At 58.4% G+C, this 16,534-nt stretch carries 21 protein-coding genes, 1 tRNA gene and 1 pseudogene (1 of these 23 only partly in view); 8 read left to right on the forward strand and 15 right to left on the reverse strand.

Going from position 1 to position 16,534, the window contains the following annotated elements:
* On the reverse strand, positions 1–197 hold the beginning of the coding sequence (locus T8A63_RS12780; RefSeq protein ID WP_322344020.1) for a mechanosensitive ion channel. It extends 664 nt beyond the left edge of the window; only the first 197 of its 861 coding nucleotides appear in the window; the start codon lies at positions 195–197; the stop codon falls past the left edge of the window.
* 185 nt (positions 198–382) lie between these two features.
* Here T8A63_RS12780 and T8A63_RS12785 point away from each other — a divergent pair, with 185 nt between their 5' ends.
* Positions 383–541 carry a YqaE/Pmp3 family membrane protein gene (locus T8A63_RS12785; protein ID WP_243265093.1) on the forward strand — a complete coding sequence of 53 codons (159 nt, stop codon included), beginning with the start codon at positions 383–385 and terminating at the stop codon, positions 539–541.
* A gap of 63 nt (positions 542–604) precedes the next feature.
* On the opposite strand, the gene T8A63_RS12790 is transcribed toward T8A63_RS12785, so the two are convergent.
* Positions 605–778, reverse strand: a complete 174-nt coding sequence (locus T8A63_RS12790; RefSeq protein ID WP_082849461.1) for a CsbD family protein — start codon at positions 776–778, stop codon at positions 605–607.
* Positions 779–1,186: 408 nt separating this feature from the next.
* Between T8A63_RS12790 and T8A63_RS12795 the strand changes: the two genes are divergently transcribed.
* On the forward strand, positions 1,187–2,575 hold the full coding sequence (locus tag T8A63_RS12795) for an integrase family protein (protein WP_322344021.1): 1,389 nt from the start codon (positions 1,187–1,189) through the stop codon (positions 2,573–2,575).
* 120 nt (positions 2,576–2,695) lie between these two features.
* Entirely contained in the window at positions 2,696–3,829 is a 1,134-nt protein-coding gene (locus T8A63_RS12800) for an AAA family ATPase (protein WP_322344022.1), read from the forward strand.
* A gap of 8 nt (positions 3,830–3,837) precedes the next feature.
* On the opposite strand, the gene T8A63_RS12805 is transcribed toward T8A63_RS12800, so the two are convergent.
* A complete protein-coding gene (locus T8A63_RS12805) occupies positions 3,838–4,107 on the reverse strand; it encodes a hypothetical protein (RefSeq protein ID WP_322344023.1) in 270 nt (89 codons plus the stop codon).
* 228 nt (positions 4,108–4,335) lie between these two features.
* On the opposite strand from T8A63_RS12805, the pseudogene T8A63_RS22415 reads away from it, so the two are divergent.
* Positions 4,336–4,803: pseudogene (locus T8A63_RS22415) on the forward strand (MobA/MobL family protein); the annotation flags it as partial.
* Between the two features lie 124 nt (positions 4,804–4,927).
* Positions 4,928–5,233 carry a hypothetical protein gene (locus T8A63_RS12810; RefSeq protein ID WP_322344024.1) on the forward strand — a complete coding sequence of 102 codons (306 nt, stop codon included), beginning with the start codon at positions 4,928–4,930 and terminating at the stop codon, positions 5,231–5,233.
* 177 nt (positions 5,234–5,410) lie between these two features.
* On the opposite strand, the gene T8A63_RS12815 is transcribed toward T8A63_RS12810, so the two are convergent.
* From T8A63_RS12815 to T8A63_RS12855, 9 genes are all read right to left on the reverse strand, one after another.
* The gene (locus T8A63_RS12815; protein ID WP_322344025.1) at positions 5,411–5,620 is read right to left on the reverse strand and encodes a helix-turn-helix transcriptional regulator; all 210 of its coding nucleotides are present in this window, start codon (positions 5,618–5,620) and stop codon (positions 5,411–5,413) included.
* A 181-nt stretch (positions 5,621–5,801) separates the two neighbouring features.
* Positions 5,802–6,449 carry a hypothetical protein gene (locus T8A63_RS12820; RefSeq protein ID WP_322344026.1) on the reverse strand — a complete coding sequence of 216 codons (648 nt, stop codon included), beginning with the start codon at positions 6,447–6,449 and terminating at the stop codon, positions 5,802–5,804.
* Complete coding sequence (locus tag T8A63_RS12825; RefSeq protein ID WP_322344027.1) at positions 6,433–7,506, reverse strand: DUF262 domain-containing protein; 1,074 nt, start codon at positions 7,504–7,506, stop codon at positions 6,433–6,435. Before T8A63_RS12825 ends, T8A63_RS12820 begins: the two co-directional genes overlap by 17 nt.
* A gap of 190 nt (positions 7,507–7,696) precedes the next feature.
* Positions 7,697–7,771: transfer RNA gene (locus T8A63_RS12830), tRNA-Phe, on the reverse strand.
* A gap of 115 nt (positions 7,772–7,886) precedes the next feature.
* Positions 7,887–8,078 (reverse strand): DNA gyrase inhibitor YacG, encoded by a 192-nt coding sequence (locus T8A63_RS12835; RefSeq protein ID WP_322344028.1) that lies wholly within the window; start codon positions 8,076–8,078, stop codon positions 7,887–7,889.
* Complete coding sequence (locus T8A63_RS12840) at positions 8,075–9,109, reverse strand: ribonuclease E/G (RefSeq protein WP_322344029.1); 1,035 nt, start codon at positions 9,107–9,109, stop codon at positions 8,075–8,077. Before T8A63_RS12840 ends, T8A63_RS12835 begins: the two co-directional genes overlap by 4 nt.
* The gene (locus tag T8A63_RS12845; protein ID WP_322344030.1) at positions 9,106–9,684 is read right to left on the reverse strand and encodes a nucleoside triphosphate pyrophosphatase; all 579 of its coding nucleotides are present in this window, start codon (positions 9,682–9,684) and stop codon (positions 9,106–9,108) included. The genes T8A63_RS12840 and T8A63_RS12845 overlap by 4 nt, the downstream gene beginning before the upstream one ends.
* Before the next feature lie 89 nt (positions 9,685–9,773).
* Positions 9,774–9,992 carry a translation initiation factor IF-1 gene (gene infA / locus T8A63_RS12850; protein ID WP_005978431.1) on the reverse strand — a complete coding sequence of 73 codons (219 nt, stop codon included), beginning with the start codon at positions 9,990–9,992 and terminating at the stop codon, positions 9,774–9,776.
* 81 nt (positions 9,993–10,073) lie between these two features.
* Positions 10,074–10,949, reverse strand: a complete 876-nt coding sequence (locus T8A63_RS12855; RefSeq protein WP_067625298.1) for a carbon-nitrogen hydrolase family protein — start codon at positions 10,947–10,949, stop codon at positions 10,074–10,076.
* A gap of 191 nt (positions 10,950–11,140) precedes the next feature.
* Between T8A63_RS12855 and T8A63_RS12860 the strand changes: the two genes are divergently transcribed.
* Both T8A63_RS12860 and T8A63_RS12865 read left to right on the forward strand, forming a co-directional pair.
* Complete coding sequence (locus T8A63_RS12860) at positions 11,141–12,136, forward strand: LysR family transcriptional regulator (protein WP_322344031.1); 996 nt, start codon at positions 11,141–11,143, stop codon at positions 12,134–12,136.
* Between the two features lie 6 nt (positions 12,137–12,142).
* Entirely contained in the window at positions 12,143–12,841 is a 699-nt protein-coding gene (locus T8A63_RS12865; protein WP_322344032.1) for an NAD-dependent deacylase, read from the forward strand.
* Positions 12,842–12,862: 21 nt separating this feature from the next.
* Here the strand turns inward: T8A63_RS12865 and T8A63_RS12870 are convergent, their stop codons facing one another.
* Complete coding sequence (locus T8A63_RS12870) at positions 12,863–14,515, reverse strand: BCCT family transporter (protein ID WP_067938383.1); 1,653 nt, start codon at positions 14,513–14,515, stop codon at positions 12,863–12,865.
* Positions 14,516–14,771: 256 nt separating this feature from the next.
* Positions 14,772–15,071, reverse strand: coding sequence for a 50S ribosomal protein L28 (gene rpmB / locus T8A63_RS12875; RefSeq protein ID WP_067625199.1), 300 nt, complete (start codon positions 15,069–15,071; stop codon positions 14,772–14,774).
* Positions 15,072–15,339: 268 nt separating this feature from the next.
* On the opposite strand from rpmB, the gene T8A63_RS12880 reads away from it, so the two are divergent.
* Entirely contained in the window at positions 15,340–16,035 is a 696-nt protein-coding gene (locus T8A63_RS12880; RefSeq protein ID WP_120350612.1) for a CDP-alcohol phosphatidyltransferase family protein, read from the forward strand.
* 15 nt (positions 16,036–16,050) lie between these two features.
* Here T8A63_RS12880 and T8A63_RS12885 read toward each other — a convergent pair whose 3' ends face one another.
* Positions 16,051–16,506: a methylated-DNA--[protein]-cysteine S-methyltransferase gene (locus T8A63_RS12885; RefSeq protein WP_322344033.1), complete on the reverse strand. Its 456-nt coding sequence runs from the start codon at positions 16,504–16,506 to the stop codon at positions 16,051–16,053.
* Positions 16,507–16,534: the final 28 nt, after the last annotated feature.

Below are 16,534 nucleotides of genomic sequence, written 5' to 3' on the forward strand. Positions count from 1 at the left end.
CAAATGAGGATCGACGTCAGGAGCGTAAAGAGGTCTTGCAGGCTTGGGCGGAGTTTGGTTCGCGACAGGGTTCTAGTGACCAGCGAACGGCCAAGCGCGGCGATCGCCCAAGTCAATATCAATACAAGGGTGGCGACGGCAATCTGCGGCAAAAGCGCAATAGTATCCCGCGCCATCTCCATGATCTGGCGCCACATAATCCTGACTGGCTCCACCCTGCCCCTCCTCTTGCTTTTCGATAGAGTGCCGCAAAACCCTTGCTGCGGCGAGTGTTAATTGCCCGCGCCTGCCACACCATCCCTGGCCGCTTGACCAATGAGGGCTAGCTTAGACCAGCCACTAACCCACCTAGAAAGGAGCCCGGCGGCCCCGGCGTGACACTATGGACATCATTCGCATTATTATCGCTATTCTATTGCCCCCTCTGGGGGTGTTCTTGCAGGAAGGTCTAGGAAAGCACTTCTGGATTAATATCATCCTAACCCTACTGGGCTACATTCCAGGGATCGTCCATGCGATCTACATCATTATTAAGAGGTGAGTACGCCTAGCATTGTAGCTCAGACAGAAAAGCGCGCCTCCGGTCAGAGGCGCGCTTTTGTGATTAGTCTGATAGCTTATCTTTGGCGTCGCCGACGCCCTTTTGCACCTTGCCTTCAGCCTGATCGGCCTGACCTTCGTGCTTGAGGTCGTCGTTGCCTGTGGCATCGCCAGCTTCTTCTTTCAGCTTGCCGCCGATGTCTTTCGCCTTGCCTTTAGCTTGGTCGTCATTCGCCATGGTTGCTCTCCTCTATATGAGTAGAGGGACAACGTCAGAAAGCTGGCGGAGGTTCCGGGCCGGGTGCGGAAGTCGCGCGCGCGGCAGGGGCGGAGGGTACGATTTGTTTTGTTCGGTAAAAATGGTGCCCGGGGGCGGAATCGAACCACCGACACGAGGATTTTCAATCATTCTGCATCCAGAACAGGCGGATATTGACTGGCACGACATGAGACTGGGTGAGACAAGCTAACCCCATAAAATCACTGGGATTTCATTAGCCAACCTGCGACATTCTGACGCATCCTTTGTCTCACATCGTCTCAGCCGATTTCAGGCAATCTAAGCTACTTTGCAGTCCCGTGCAGTCCCGCTTTGGGCAAAAGGACAGTGGCCAATCTGCACCTCGCAAACAACGCGAGGAACCACATGAAAAGCACTCAACCCCTTACCGACAGGCTTATCCAGAACATCAAGGCCGACACGGGCCGCATCCAGATCACCGATGCCAGAACACAGGGGCTAAAGTTGCGCGTTTCGCGCACCGGCCACAAGTCGTTTGCAGTCATGATGCGCAACAAGGCCGGCAAATACACTACTATCACCATCGGCACCTATCCCGACCTTTCGTTGAAGGAGGCGCGTGAAGTCGCATGCCAAATCCGGGTGGATATGAAGACCAAGGGATTGGAAAAGCCCCGCACATCCGCCAATTCCAAGGTTGGAAAGATCACCCTCCGAGAACTGCTGGACGAGGTGCAGCCGGTCTTCGCGCACGCCAAGAAGGGTTGGCGCCCAAGGGGAGGCCCAGGTTCGTCCGCCTACACTCGAAATACCATTGAGCGGGTTTTTGGACCACTCCTCGACAAACCAGTCGAAAGACTAACGCCGGAGGACTTTGGTCGAGCTGCCAATGGCTATCAACCAGTTCGTCCATTGAAGGGAAAGGATACGGCGAATGGCCAAGTTTCCCGGGCGTTATCCTACTTATCGCCGGTGCTGGACTGGGCAGCGCATCGCGGCCGCAAGTTTGACAAGATCGGAGCGGGTCGCGCTACTCGTCTCGATGTCGCTGAGTTGCGCCGCGTCCATGACCCCGCAACCAACGACCCTACGATTAAGGGCAAGCGGCAACGCGTTCTCAGCGTCGAGGAGATCGCTGCCATCTTCCCACTTCTACAATACCCTGCCCCACAGAAGATCCGACGCCGGAACATCCTTCCGAAGAATGATTTCGGACCTGCGGCGATGCGTTTTCTCCTGCTGACCTTGGCTCGCCGTGAGGAGGTAGCCAACGCCCGCTGGAGCGACATCGACTTCACGAATGGGGTATGGGTCAAGCATGATGTAAAGGACACGACCGGTAAGGGGCGAAGCCAACGCTTGCCTCTCTCCAACGCGGCCTTGGACTTCCTCCGGTATCTACCCGGTTATCTGAAGCGTGATGGAAATGCGCTGGTGTTTCCAAACCGCGATGGCGGAAAGCTCGACAACTGGAATCGGATTGCCGAGCAAATTCAGAAGGGTAGCAATACAAGGGACTGGACGCGGCACGACCTCCGTCGCACCGGTGCGACCCTTCTCGAAGAGCTACAAGTGCCGGTCCAAACCATTGAAGCCATTCTCGATCACAGCAACCGCTTCGCAAACGCGGGCGTTAGCGGATCGGCGGGGCACTACATGGTTGCGACACGGATTCTGAACAAGGTGGAAGACCCCAAGCTCGTAGCCCTGAACAAGCTCAGCGCAGCCTTGGACCATATCGTCGCCGACGCGAAATCTGGAGGGGACACCGGACGGACGGACGCCCCCCATTAGGGGGAGCGTCCGTCCGTCCGGAAGAAATGTTCGATTTTCGTTTTTCGTCCGGACCAAACGGAACCATGTCCCGCTCGGCGCCGAAAACGGGCCATCAACACTTTAAGACACAGGTATAATATGAAAAAAATCAACGATCTCCAAGCAACTGAAGTCAATCAACGCCCTCGGATCCTTGGACAGGAACCAGTTTCCGCTAACGCACATCAACCCAACCCCGATCCCGACTACATTGTGCAGCGATTTCTGTTCCCAGGCGAGGTCAGCATGTTCGCGGGACCGTCGAACCTGGGAAAGTCGGCAATCGTAGCCAGCATTGCAGCACATGTCGCCATGGGACGCGACTTCTGTGGCATGCGCGTTTCCCGCGCCGCCATCCTCTATGTCGCCGCAGAGGCAGCAAAGGGCGTGTTAAAACGGGCATTCCCCTTTTTGCGCCAGAAATCCGGCAGGGCCGCCGCGTTCGGGGTGCTGGATATGCCGGTGGATCTGTCAGACCCCGAACTCGTCAGGCGCTTCGCGGCAGATGCGAAAGCATTCCGGGACTACCACGGATGCGATGATCTCGTCGTGGTCTTCGACACCCTAAACCTCTGCATGGGTGATGGCGATGAAAACTCGTCTCGGGATACCGGGCGCGTCCTTGCAAATGCGAACTACCTTGCGAAGACAACAAACGCCCATGTTCTGATCGTCCATCATATGGGGGCATCCGAAACATCAAGGCCGCGCGGCTCGACAACCCTTACCGCGAATGTCGATACGGGATTCACGCTGCACAAAGCGGACGAATCCCATCCCGATGGAACGGTCTTCATTCGGGTCAATAAGCAACGCGAAGACGAAAAGCCCGCGCCCCTGGCTTTCAAGATCAAGGGCTTCGAAATCGGCTACAACCGGCACGGCGAGAAGACCACTGTGCCGTGGGCGGTTCCCTTCAAGCCCGACAGTTCGCTGATCGAGAGCCAAACCATCAAGTCAGCTAACAAACCTGAACCGACGCTGGCCAGTCGGCGCGCTAAAGACTTGCTGCGGGTCCTCACCCATCTACACCAACAAGACGGCGGCGAATGGCACAAACGAAAGGAAGTTGGTCAAATGTCCGGCGAACCCTTTAACCAAATTCGCCAAAACTCCGACACCATGCGAAAACAGGTGAATGCGGCGTTGAACGCGCTACTTTCCGAGGGCAAGATTGAAAAAGCTGGCGATAGCGTCAGGCTTTGCGCAGCGGGGGACAGAGCGACGGTCTGACCCGCCATCTACCGCGCCCGGTGGCGAACCCGATGATCAACGACATTGCCCTCGCCAAACGCCCCCATGTCAGGGGGCGTTTCCTTTTGGCACTCAGCTACACGCTCCACGAACATATCAACGATCTCATTGCCGATAGCATTGGCCGCTTCCGCAGACAGGCTCCGAAGCCCCACATCGAGCATGCGGTGTTTGCGGCAGTAGTTCGAGATCATCATCAGAATCTGTCCGTTCTGCTTTCGCTTGTCGGCCAAGATATCAGAGTTTTCGGCTTTCATTGACATATCCCTATTTCCAGTCCGGGAAGGAGATAGGGAAGGCGCACAACGGATAAAAACATGGTTTTTATCCCCGCCACCCTCAGGAAAGAGATGGCACTGTTTTCGTTTCGGCATTCAGTCAAGACATTCTCGGAGAAACGCACTGACGATTCACGAGCGGCGGTGTTGGGCCAAACCGCCGCTCATTTGCGATACATCACCCGCCCGCAAGCCGCCCGTGTAGTAATGCAGGAACGGCTTCCGGGCCGATCACGGGTAGAGGCTGCTCACAAAGCAGAGAACGAGGCTCAGAGACGCAAAGGGCGCGTCTGCGAGCGGTTCATGATCGCGCTACCAGTAGAGGCGTCGGCTTATCAGCGGGAAGCCCTGGTGCGGTCCCTGGCAGAGCAATTTAGCAAGGGGGTCGCGGGATATGTCGCGGCGATCCATGATCAGCAGGGCAACGACATCAATAACCCACATGCCCATTTGGTGTTCTTCGATGTCCAGCAGAAGACAGGCGGGCGAGGCCGACCGAAAAGCACGCTGGGCATGGCCAGGAAAAACGCCATCGAGAGCGCTGCAAGTCTATGGGCAGAGCTGCATAACCGGATGATGCGCAACTGGGGGTTCGGAAGCAGCTCGGAAATCAGCCACTTGTCCTACTCGGATCGAGGGATCGACAAGGTTCCTACGATCCATGAGGGCGCATCTGCCCGCGCAACGGCTGGGTCCCAAAAGGCCCGAAAGAATGAATGGCGGCACATCGACCAAGGCCACACTCGAGCCGAAGCGAATGCTGTAATCCGCGAAATCAATGCATTGAAGGAGGCACAGCATGATGCAGGACCCCTACGACTGGGAAAAGGCGATGGAGACAACACGCCGGAGCGCAGCAGCAGCTTCGCAAAACAGCGAGCATGCGGTCGCGGGAATGGCCAAGCTATTGCGCGAGATCGACCGCCATTCAATCAAGCTCGCCAGCTTGACCAGAGCAGTCGAGAAGCTGGACGAGGCCCGGCCCCCGCAAGAACAGCATCGACAGGTCCCCGTTCCCTCCCAGCGCTCATGCCAACTGCGCGTTCTGGGTTCGCTCAGCATCTTCGCTATAGGAGTCGCATTCGGCGGCTATTTCATGAGTTGATCATGTTGCGGGATACTTTGCGTGCGCGATTACTTCCTGTCGGTGCAGTGCGGCGATTGACGCCGATCAATGGTGTCCAAACGCTGCCGGAAGAACAACGCCCCCGGTCGGGCAGGCCCCACCTAAGGGGGGGCGAGCTGGATATATGATGGAGGCTTTTTACAAATTTAAGCAGGGCTACGCGGCCAACGCGCGCTTTCCGTTCATGACATTGGTGAGGTCCGACAACTTCCAACGCGATGATCCGCGCAGCTTGATCGGCTTCGGGAAATCACCTCGCTGGATATCTCGGTAGATGCTGGCACGAGAGCGGCAAAGTGTCTCGCATACAGTCTTGATGTCGATCAACCTGTCTTCGATAGGTGCGGTATAGTGATGGGCTTTCATTGGGGTTCCTGTGGTTGCTACACAGTGTAAAGCGACCTACTTGGCTAAAATCCGAAGGGTGAGACAGAAATTATCTTGCAGCGCTCCAGATGTGTTGCCCCTTTGCAACGATCAGCACGGTGGATAGTTAGCGGCTGGCCAAGTGCTTTATCAAGACGATCGACACTAAAAGAGACTGCATCTATTGAACTGCGAGTTGCGATGACAATTCGATCTCCTCGATCCAAGACTTCCACAGGAAATGACTGCTGCCCGGATCGACCCAATACATCATATCAGATGGATGCTGCATTCTTGTGTCCAGATATCGAACCCGCGCCTTCTTGATTTCCTGAATAGTTGATTTTCCAATGTGAGCTGACGCATTTCGGCACAACTGCAAATCCTCAATGCGCAAACACGCCGACAATGCAGTCAAGACCTGCGGAGCGTTTCCGCAACCCAAGCCAGAGACCACGCTATTCAGCTTCCCAAGGTCTCCCCAAGTATGTTCTTGATGGCTGCCAAGCAATGGCCGGATGGTCCTCACAACATTGCCATTAGCCAATTGCCTGGCAATAAAAGCGATCTCCATCTCGCTGTGAACCGTGTATGGTGAAGCTATCACCGCCCCCCTTGCTGTAGTAGCACCCTGAGCAGAACAAATCAGGAGTTCCCGGCAGAAAGCGCACCAGGCCTGCCAGAGCGCAGAAACATACCCCTCTTGCAGGGCGAAACGATCAAGTCTCCGGGTGTGAGATCGTTTGACCACATGGCGATCAAACCCACTATCGAGTGTGCTAATGCGGCAATTTAGCTTCTGCTGTATGAGTTCAAGCGAGATGGGCATCCACCGTGTCCGGAACATTCACGCCAAGAATACGGAGAATTGCAGCAACGCGCGCCGTCCTCCGTAGCTTCCTATCGGTAGTGCTCAGGGAACCCCACACATACCTTCCATGTGCGCCTTCTTCCTCCTTCGCTTCATGAGCTTGAGCGAGTTCAAGGAGCTGCCTACCCGCGTCCTCAGGATCCGCAGCGAATTGTCCTATGCTCTGCGCGCCCCACTCCTCTGTGATACTTGGAATTCCATACCGACTATGAATCAATGCGGTAATCAAAGAATGCAGCGCATACGGTTTCATCATGAAAGTCCTGCGCAACATAGGAAAATGCTCGGAAATATAATCGAAAGCCCCCGCTATCATCTCGTGATAGTCGCGAGCATCAAACAGAACATCATACTTTTTGTATAGACCTGTCAGATCTTTCGGACTGGCACTTACGACGCCCTTCTCTACGGCGACAATGCAATCCGAGATGAAAGCAGCATCCGACATGCGAACAATCTGACGGTTAGAAAATACACCAAATTCAACAAAGAACTCATTCAGCTCATCTGCCAGTTCATTAACAAACCATTTGAACGCCCCCTGAAAGGATGAATGCCTTTTCTCTGCCTCGTTCAACGGGAGAGTGTATGCATTCATCCTTCTGAACATTTGCAGAATTTCGCTGCGCCGCGCACTTCGAATAACATCGACAGAAACGGTATAGGAAAGAAAACGCTCTTGGTCCTCATCGTCCAAGTCTTCGAACTTTCGGCCAACGCGGGAGGTTTCGGAGCCAAGCGCGAACTCATTCTCGTAAAACCTCTTGATCGCACTGATGCGCTGCTGCCCATCCACGATCTCTCTACGGACTGTTCGATCCTCCCGGTTGATAAACTCATACATATAGATTTTCGGAAATGGGAAGTTTTCGAGGATCGTGTCGATGAAGTAGCTGCTTGGGCCTTTCGGCCATATACCTGACCCGCGCTGATAGTCCGCATTGACGATCAATTCGCGCCGTTCAAGCATTTGGAGAATCTCGATTATGCTGTAATAGCTGTTGTTGATCTGCAAGACGCTATCTCTCTCTGAACGGTTATTGCGTGCGGTGGCAAACTTCGCCGCGCATTGTTGCTGGACACTCCCGCAATATTTTGCATCAATTGAGGATGGCTGCAATGCAGTCCAGATGCAGTCCCAAGCAATCAACCACAGAGGTGCAGCAACGGCCAGTCCGCTAAATACATGATAAGCTTATGTAAAATGGTGCCCGGGGGCGGAATCGAACCACCGACACGAGGATTTTCAATCCACTGCTCTACCCCTGAGCTACCCGGGCACGGGTCACCTCTTTCGAGGTCGGGTGAGCGGGTTCTAGGACCTGTAGCGCGGGGTGTCCAGCCCCATTTTGCCCCGAAACCCACTTCTTTTCACGAAACGCAAATTATCCTGTCTTAATGGGGCTTTGCAGGGCGGTCTTGTGCTGCTTCGGCGGCCTCGATGGCTGCTTCAACGTCTTCCGGATCGCGCGAGGGGACGGCGTAGCTTCCGCTGAACCAGCGGCCCAGATCGATGTCGGCGCAGCGGCGCGAGCAGAAGGGGCGGTGTACCTTGATGGTTTCGGCTTTGCAGATCGGACAGCTCATTGCCCTGCCCTCGCAAGTACCTCCGCCAGCACCGGACGGGCGCGTTTACGCTGCAATTCGTAGTGACCCAAAGGCGTCCAACCGACCAGCGTCGTGTCCACGTCATCGGCGCGGAAGGCCGCACGCAGCGCGCTTTCGAAGGTGCGGCGGTCTTTCTTGGGCATGGGGGCCAGATCGAGCGTGATCTGCCCGCCCAGCCCGCGCAGGCGCAACGCGCGGGGCAGCGCCTTGGCGCAGGCCATATTGGCTTTCACCCCAGCCGCGAGCGAGGCGTCACTGCCCGTGTTCACATCCACGGCCACCAACGCGCGGGTCGGCTCAACAAAGATCGACGCCCCGCCACCAAGCGACACTTTGGAGGAGGACACGCGGTCAAGCTCTTCCAATACCCCATGATCGGCAAAGCCCCCGGCTTCGATCACCACCTCGGCGGGCGCGGTCCAATCGCGCCATGCGAGCAGATGCGGCCCATCGCCTTCGCTCAGCACCTCCATCTCCTGCGCGTCGTCATTGGCCACGGTATCCGCAAGCGCCAACATATTCGCGATATCCTCGGCAATATCCTCGCCATCGGCCCCGGCGCAGGAGGACCGCAGGATCAGGCCCAGATCAGCACCGCCTGCGGCCTCATGAGCGATTTCCAGCAGTCGGTCACGTTCTTCTTCGTCCTTGATAGAGCGCGAGATGTTCAGCCCCGGCGCATCTGGCGTCACGATGGCATAACGCGATTTGAACAGCAGCTTATTGGTCACCGGGATCGCCTTGCCCGGTTCAGCATGACCCGAGACCTGCACAAGGATCGTCTGGCCGGGGGCCAGCCCTTTGATCTGGCGCAGAAAAGCCGCCCCATCGGGGGTCTTGAGGAACATCCCCCCCTGCCCCTTTACCGGGCGATCGGCAATCGCGCGATATACTGTGCCAACGCGCGGCGCGTCGCTGTCGACCAGAAAATCGTCCAGTTTGCCATCCACAATGAGTGCTGCAGCTTCAACATCGCCAAGATGGTCAAGAATGATCGTACGGCCCTTCATGCGGCACCTCCGTCAAATGGGTAGCCTGCCGCTTGCAGCAGGTTCGCAGCCTCGGCCAAAGGCAGGCCGACGATTGCAGTGAATGAGCCGCTGATCCATGGGATGAGCGCGCCAGCGGGGCCTTGGATGCCATATCCACCCGCCTTGCCGCGCCAATCGCCGGTGGCAAGGTAGCGGCGAATCTCCGGCTCAGACAGGGATTTCATCTTCACGTTGCTTTGCACATCGCGCTGCCAAAGCTTTTCGCCCCGTTTCACGGCAACGGCAGTGACCACCCTATGCCGACGGCCCGACATCAACCGCAGGAAAGCTTCGGCTTCGGCCTCATCTTCGGGTTTGCCGAGGATGCGCCGCCCTAGCGCGACGGTGGTGTCCGCGCAGAGCACGATATCATCCGCCTCAGCAGGCACGGCCGCCACCTTTTCACGCGCCATGCGGGCGCAATAGGGGCGCGGCAATTCGGCCTTGTGGGGTGTCTCGTCAATGTCGGGGGCGCGGATGGCATCGGGGACCACGCCGATCTGGGCCAAAAGCTCCAATCGGCGCGGTGATCCTGATCCGAGAATGAACTGCATCTTATGGGCCTCTTTGCCTGAGGCCGGCAGCCCGGTCGGGGCCGCGCACGGCCCCGCCTGCGCCGCGCAACGCGCGAACGCGGTGCCGCTTACTTGAAGCGATAGTTGATCCGACCTTTGGTCAAATCATAGGGTGTCATTTCCACCTGAACCTTGTCGCCAGCCAGAACACGGATGCGGTTTTTCCGCATCTTGCCTGCCGTATGCGCGATGATCTCATGGCCGTTTTCCAGCTCGACCCGAAACGTCGCGTTAGGCAGGAGTTCCTTCACGACACCGGGAAATTCGAGCGTATCTTCCTTGGCCATGGTCTCTCCTTGAGCACAAAACCCTCCAATTTGAGGGCGCAGGCTTAAATGGGCGCATTTTTGCGCTTTTTCAAGGGGGATTCAGCGCAAAGCGACGTTTATCGCCTTTCCGTCGCGGCCAATCTGGTCTTGCCAGTCCCTTCGGTTCAAAACGATGCCATCTGCGCGAACCTCGGCGACCTGCGCCAAATCGGCTTCTGCAATGGTCCAGCCGGGTGCGTTCACCTCGCGCAGTCCCAAAATGCCCGTCGGCGGGAAGCCGCGATCCGGCGGGCAAAAAATCCCCCCCGCGCCAAAAGATTGACCCAAAGCCTCTGACCAATCCGCCGCGCCCACCACCGAAGACATCGCCGTGATGCACTGATTCTCCAACGCGCGGGCCATGGAGCCGATGCGCACCCGCCAATAGCCCGCTAGCGTTTCGGTGACACTGGGCACGCAGATCACATCGCAATCGCTCAGCGCCCGGCCCAGCAGGGGAAACTCACTGTCATAACAGATCAAAATCCCGATCTTGCCAATCGCGGTCTCGAAAACCTGAAGCGCATTGCCTCCGATCACGCCCCACTCTTCACGCTCGAAACGGGTCATGATCTGCTTGTCCTGCACCCCCACCTGCCCCGTAGGCGTAATCAGCCGCGCGCGGTTGACCGGACGGCTCTCGGTCGCCGCGGGGCCAGAGCCTGCCACGATATGCACATTGTGCTCTGTGGCGAGCTTCATATGCAGCCGGTCGGCTTCCTCAAGCTTGTCCGAGACCGAGAAAAGCGATCGCTCCAAATCGGCGGCTACTTCGGCCCCATCCAGCGTGGCCAATTCCATCGCGGCATATTCGGGAAAAACCAGCAGTTCCGCCCCCTGCACCGCGGCCTCGGCGACCCAATGGGCCAGTTTGTCTTCGTACTGCGCCCATGAGGTCAGAACATCGAGCGGATAGGCAGCTGTGGCGATTTTCATTCGGAGAGGCTCCTGAGGGCTGTTTGCCCGCAGTCTGCGCAGCTTTGGCGGCGGCTTCAAGGGGGCGGCCCGTGGGCCCGAAGCGCCTCCCGTCGCTTTCCCGAAATCAACAGATATGCTGCCACTTCGATGGGCAAATGCTTGACCTGAGCCGCCCGTGGTTTCACAAGATCCGAAAGAGTTGGGACCACATGCTGAACAAAGGCATCACCCTTCGGGGCATCGAAGTGTTTGAGGCGCTCGCGCGCAGCGGATCGGTGGCGCAGGCAGCAGAGGCCACGGGGCTCAGCCAGCCCGCCGTCAGCCAGCAGATGCGCAACCTCGAAGCCGCCATCGGGGCGGAACTGGTCGATCACACCCGCCGCCCCATGCGATTGACCCAAGCCGGGCAGATGTTTCTGCGCCGGGCCGAACAGGCGCTCAGCGAATTGCGCCAAGCGCAGAGCGAAGTCACGGTGATGGATCTGGCCCATCTGGAGGCGCTGAACCTCGGTGTGATTGATGATTTCGACGATGACCTGACCCCGCGCCTTGCCACAATCCTTGGCGACAGCCTGACCGGGTGCCGCTTTCGCATGATCACCGCAGGCAGCAACGAACTGGCCAAGGCGCTCCGCGATCAAAGCCTGCATATGGCGCTTTCGGCGCAGATCGACGGACCGATTGACGGGGTTTTGGAATACCCGCTGGCCCGCGACCCCTTCATCCTCGTTACCCCTGCGGGCGCGCCCTATGCCCCCGAGGCCCTGCTGCGCGGCAGCACCGACCTACCCTTTTTGCGCTACGCCGCCGACCAGTTGATCGCGCGACAGATCGAGGCACATCTTACCGCTCAGGGCCACAACCTGCGCGCACGGTTCGAGATCGGCAGCCATCTGGCATTAATGGCCATGGTGGCACGGGGCATTGGCTGGGCGATAACGACGCCCTTGGGCTACATGCGCGCCGCCCGTTTCCACGACCGGCTGGCCGCGCATCCCCTGCCCGCCCCCCTGAACACCCCGCTGCCCGCCCGGACGATTTCGCTCTTCGCCGGGGCCGAATGGTCTGGCCCGGTGCCGCGCGACATTGCCCAGACCATGCGGCAGTTGATGCAAACCCATATGATTGCCCCTGCCATCGCGCAGCTGCCGTGGCTGGCGGATGGGTTTCACCTGCTTGAAGCCGAAGACCCGATCGGAGAATAATACCCCATGACCAAGATCGTGATCCTTACTGGCGCGGGCATCTCTGCCGAAAGCGGGCTTGAAACCTTCCGCGCCTCCGATGGCCTTTGGGCGCAGCACCGCGTCGAAGACGTGGCCACCCCCGAAGGCTTCGCCCGTAATCCAAAACTGGTGGTCGATTTCTACAACGCCCGCCGCGCACAGGCGGCCGAGGTGTCACCCAACGCCGCGCATCGCGCCCTCGCCCGGCTAGAGGCCGAGCTTGACGGCGAGGTGGTCGTCATCACCCAGAATGTCGATGATCTGCACGAACAGGGCGGCTCGCGACAGGTGATGCACATGCATGGTGCCCTCAAAGGCGCGCTCTGCGCCGCCTGCGATCACCGCTGGCCTGCGCCCATGGTCATGGCACCGGGCGATGCCTGCCCCGCCTGCAACGCCCCCGCCGCGCGACCCGATATCGTCTGGTTTGGCGAGATGCCCTATGAGATGGACGCACTTTTTGATCATCTGGCCGAGGCGGATGTCTTTGCCGCGATTGGCACCTCCGGCAACGTCTACCCCGCCGCCGGCTTCGTCGCCGAGGCCCGCCGCGCCGGGGCGCATACGATTGAATTCAATCTCGAACGCTCTGCCGTGGGCAATCAGTTCGCGGAGCATCGCATCGGGCCAGCCAGCCAGACGGTCCCCGAATGGGTGGCAGAGGTTTTGGCGGCGCGCCGCTAAGTTACGGCACGCCAGATAGCCTCAGCGCGGTTCGCTGCGCAGACCCTTGTAGACCGTATAGCACATGACCAGCATCAAGATCGCAAAGGGCACACCCGTCGCCGTGACCCCGGCCTGCAGGGCCGAGAGCCCGCCGCCGATCAACAGCACGATGGCGATCAACCCTTCGACGATGCACCAAAAGATACGCTGCGGGACCGGCGCGTCGATTTTGCCTCCCGCCGTGATCGTATCGACAACCAGCGACCCCGAATCCGACGAGGTAACAAAGAACACCAGCGCCAAGAGAATCGCGATGGTCGAGGCCACCTTGGTGAAAGGCAGTTCATTCAACATCCCGAAAAGCGACAGTTCCGGCGAATAGCTGTCGATCACATTGGCCTTCACCAACGATGTTTCGGGGCTGGTCAGGATTTGATCAATCGCAATACCGCCAAAGACGCCCATCCAGATAAAGATGATGAGGGAGGGGATCAGCAGCACACAGATGATAAATTCCCGCACCGTGCGCCCGCGCGAGACCCGCGCGATGAACATCCCCACGAAAGGCGCCCAAGATACCCACCACGCCCAATAGAACGCCGTCCACCCTTCGCGGTAGGCATCGTCATCGCGGCCAAAGGGGTTGGAAAGTGGAATGATCTCTTGCGTATAGGCCACCAAACCGGTCCAAAAGCCATCCAGCCCCACCAACGTCGGGCCAACGAAGAGCACAAAGAGGAAGAACAGGACCGCCACGATCATGTTCACCTCCGACAGGATCTTTACCCCGCCGTCCAACCCGCGCCAGACCGACACCAGCGCCACGGCGGTGACCAAAAGGATAATGACCACCTGCACGTTGGTCGAAATCTCAAGCCCGAAGGCAAAGTTGAACCCCGCGTTGGCCTGCTGCGCGCCCAAGCCAAGCGATGTGGCAAGACCAAAAAGCGTCGCGAAAACCGCCAAGATATCAATGATATGTCCCGGCCAGCCCCAGACCCGATCGCCCAGAAGCGGATAGAAACAGGACCGGATCGAGAATGGCAGCCCCTTGTTATAGGTAAACAGGGCCAAGGCCAGCGCCATGATCGCATAGACCGCCCAGCCATGCAGCCCCCAGTGGTAAAAGGTCGCCGCGAGCCCCATGGCGCGGGCGGCCTCGACATTCTCAGGTATGATCGACCCATCTTCGGCAATCGGCAGGGGCACCCCCAAGGGGCCAGAGACGTTCATATGATACACCGGCTCAAGCACGCCAAAGAACAAAAGCCCGATGCCCATGCCCGCGGCAAAAAGCATGGCGAACCAAGCAAGGTAGGAATACTCTGGCACGGCCTCTTTCCCGCCAAGCCTGACCTTGGAGATGGGCAAGAAAATCAGCACGATACAAAAGATAACGAAGATGTTCACGATGATCATGAACAGCCAGTCCAGCTTGGTGGTGGCGAAATCCCGAACAGCAAGGAAGACCACCCCGGCTTGATCCGGGAAAAGCATCGTCAGCAGCACAAAGGCCACTGCCGTCAGGCCGGACACCATGAAGACCGGGTTGTGGATGTCAAAGCCCAGCGGGCCCAATGTCCCGTCGATGTTGTCTTGGCCAACCTCGAAATCAGTCTCGATCTCATTCGTGTCGGCGGGCGTGCCCGAGGGCGGGCTAGAGTTTGGCGTGCCGGGGGTGGGGTCAGTCATGAAATCTCCGATCTTGATGCACGGTCTGAGCCCCGCTTGGCAGGTAGCATGGCCAGAACAACAAATGTCAGAGGATCAATTAGCGCGCATTTCCAAGGTTTCCCGAATAAAAACATACCCCTGCGCAACAAAACCGCCAATGGCAGCGCGGGGTGCCATCCTGATAGCCGGGAAACCCTTAAGAAAGACCTAAGCCCAAAACGAAAAAGGCCCCGATCCTTTCGGATCGAGGCCCCAATCTGGTCTGTGGTAAGCCTTAGCTCAGCACATCGGCGGTCGCGCTGGTTTTCGCGATGGCCTTTTTGATTTTCAACGCATTGTCGGACAGTTCAACGTCCTTGGCTTTCGCCAGGAACTTGTCCAGACCACCGCGGTGGTCGACGCTGCGCAGGGCTGCGGCAGAGATGCGCAGCTTGAACGCGCGGCCCAGTGCTTCGGACTGCAACGACACGTCGTTGAGGTTCGGCAAGAACCGACGGCGTGTACGGTTGTTGGCGTGGCTTACGTTGTTGCCCGTCATCGGGCCTTTTCCGGTCAATTCGCAACGGCGCGACATGGGTTCATCCTTTTGCTGTTGTGTCCTTCCAGCGATCCGGAAAAACACATAACGTGGGGGCCGCGCAGAGCCGACCCTGAATTGGTTCGCTGGCTTTAAGGGGAATCGCGGTAGCCGTCAACCCGAAGCGCGGGACTTGGGCATATTTCCTGCGCAACGACTGGCCCCGTCAACTGCGCCCCCGTTGCCCCGCCTCTGCTACGCTGGTTTTTGCCGCCCGCGCCAGAGTTTCCTTTGCATCCCCCCGGCGGATTTGCGATGCAGACACATGACCATACAGATGCGTGCCCTCTTCGTTCACCTTTTCACTGCCACCGGTGCGGTGCTGGCAATGCTTGCCATGCTCGCCGCCGTGGAAGAGAAATGGGACCTGATGTTCCTTTGGCTGGTGATCGCCTTCTTCGTCGATGGTATCGACGGCCCGCTGGCGCGCAAATACGATGTGAAGACCAACGCCCCCGAATTCGATGGCGTCTTGATGGACCTCATCATCGACTATCTCACTTATGTCTTCATTCCGGCCTTCGCGCTGTTCACCTCGGGCCTGATGGATGGCTGGAGCGGTTGGGCGATGATCATTATCATCACCTTTGCCAGCGTCATGTATTTTTCCGACACCCGCATGAAAACCAAGGACAATTCCTTTAAAGGTTTTCCCGGCTGCTGGAACATGCTGGTGCTGGTGCTATTTGCTTTGCAGCCCGAATGGTGGATCAGCTTGATCGTGGTCACGATCCTTGCCGCGGCGATGTTTCTGCCGATCAAATTCGTGCACCCCGTCCGGACTGAGCGTTGGCGTCCCGTGACATTGCCCATGGCGCTGGCATGGACCTTCTTCGCGGGCTGGTCGGCTTGGGTGAATTTTCACCCCGAAAGCTGGGCCCACTGGGGGCTGGTGATCACCTCAATCTACCTCATCTGCGCTGGTGCTGCGCAGCAGTTGATCCCCCTCGCAGAAGACTGATCCTGCCTCACGAGGTTAAATCAACAGCCCCGCCGCGCCCTCATGGCGCAGCAGCGCGACCTTGGTCTCGACCCCGCCTGCCCCGCTAAAGCCAGTCAGGCCCTTCGCCCCCATCACGCGGTGGCAGGGGATGATAATCGGGATTGGATTGCCGCCACAGGCCCCGCCCACCGCTTGCGCAGGCACGCCGAGGTCGCGGGCAATCTCTCCGTAGGTGCGGGTGTGGCCAAAGGGAATCGCAAGAATCGCGGTGCAGACCGCGCGCTGGAAGTCGCTCCCCATAACGCGCAGCGGTAGGTCAAAGCTTTGACGCTCGTCTGTCGCGTATTCCTTGAGTTGGCGCAGCGCGGCATCCAGCAGGTCCGAGCGATCCTGCCGCGCTGCCTGCCCCCACCCAAGTGCCGTGATCGCCCCATCCTCTTCGGTCAGGGTCAGATCGCCGAAGGGCGTGGAGAGGGAGGCTTGTTTCATCGCGCCACTCTGCGCCAGAAAACGCGCC

This window comes from Sulfitobacter sp. OXR-159 (assembly GCF_034377145.1).
In the GTDB taxonomy this organism is placed as follows: domain Bacteria; phylum Pseudomonadota; class Alphaproteobacteria; order Rhodobacterales; family Rhodobacteraceae; genus Sulfitobacter.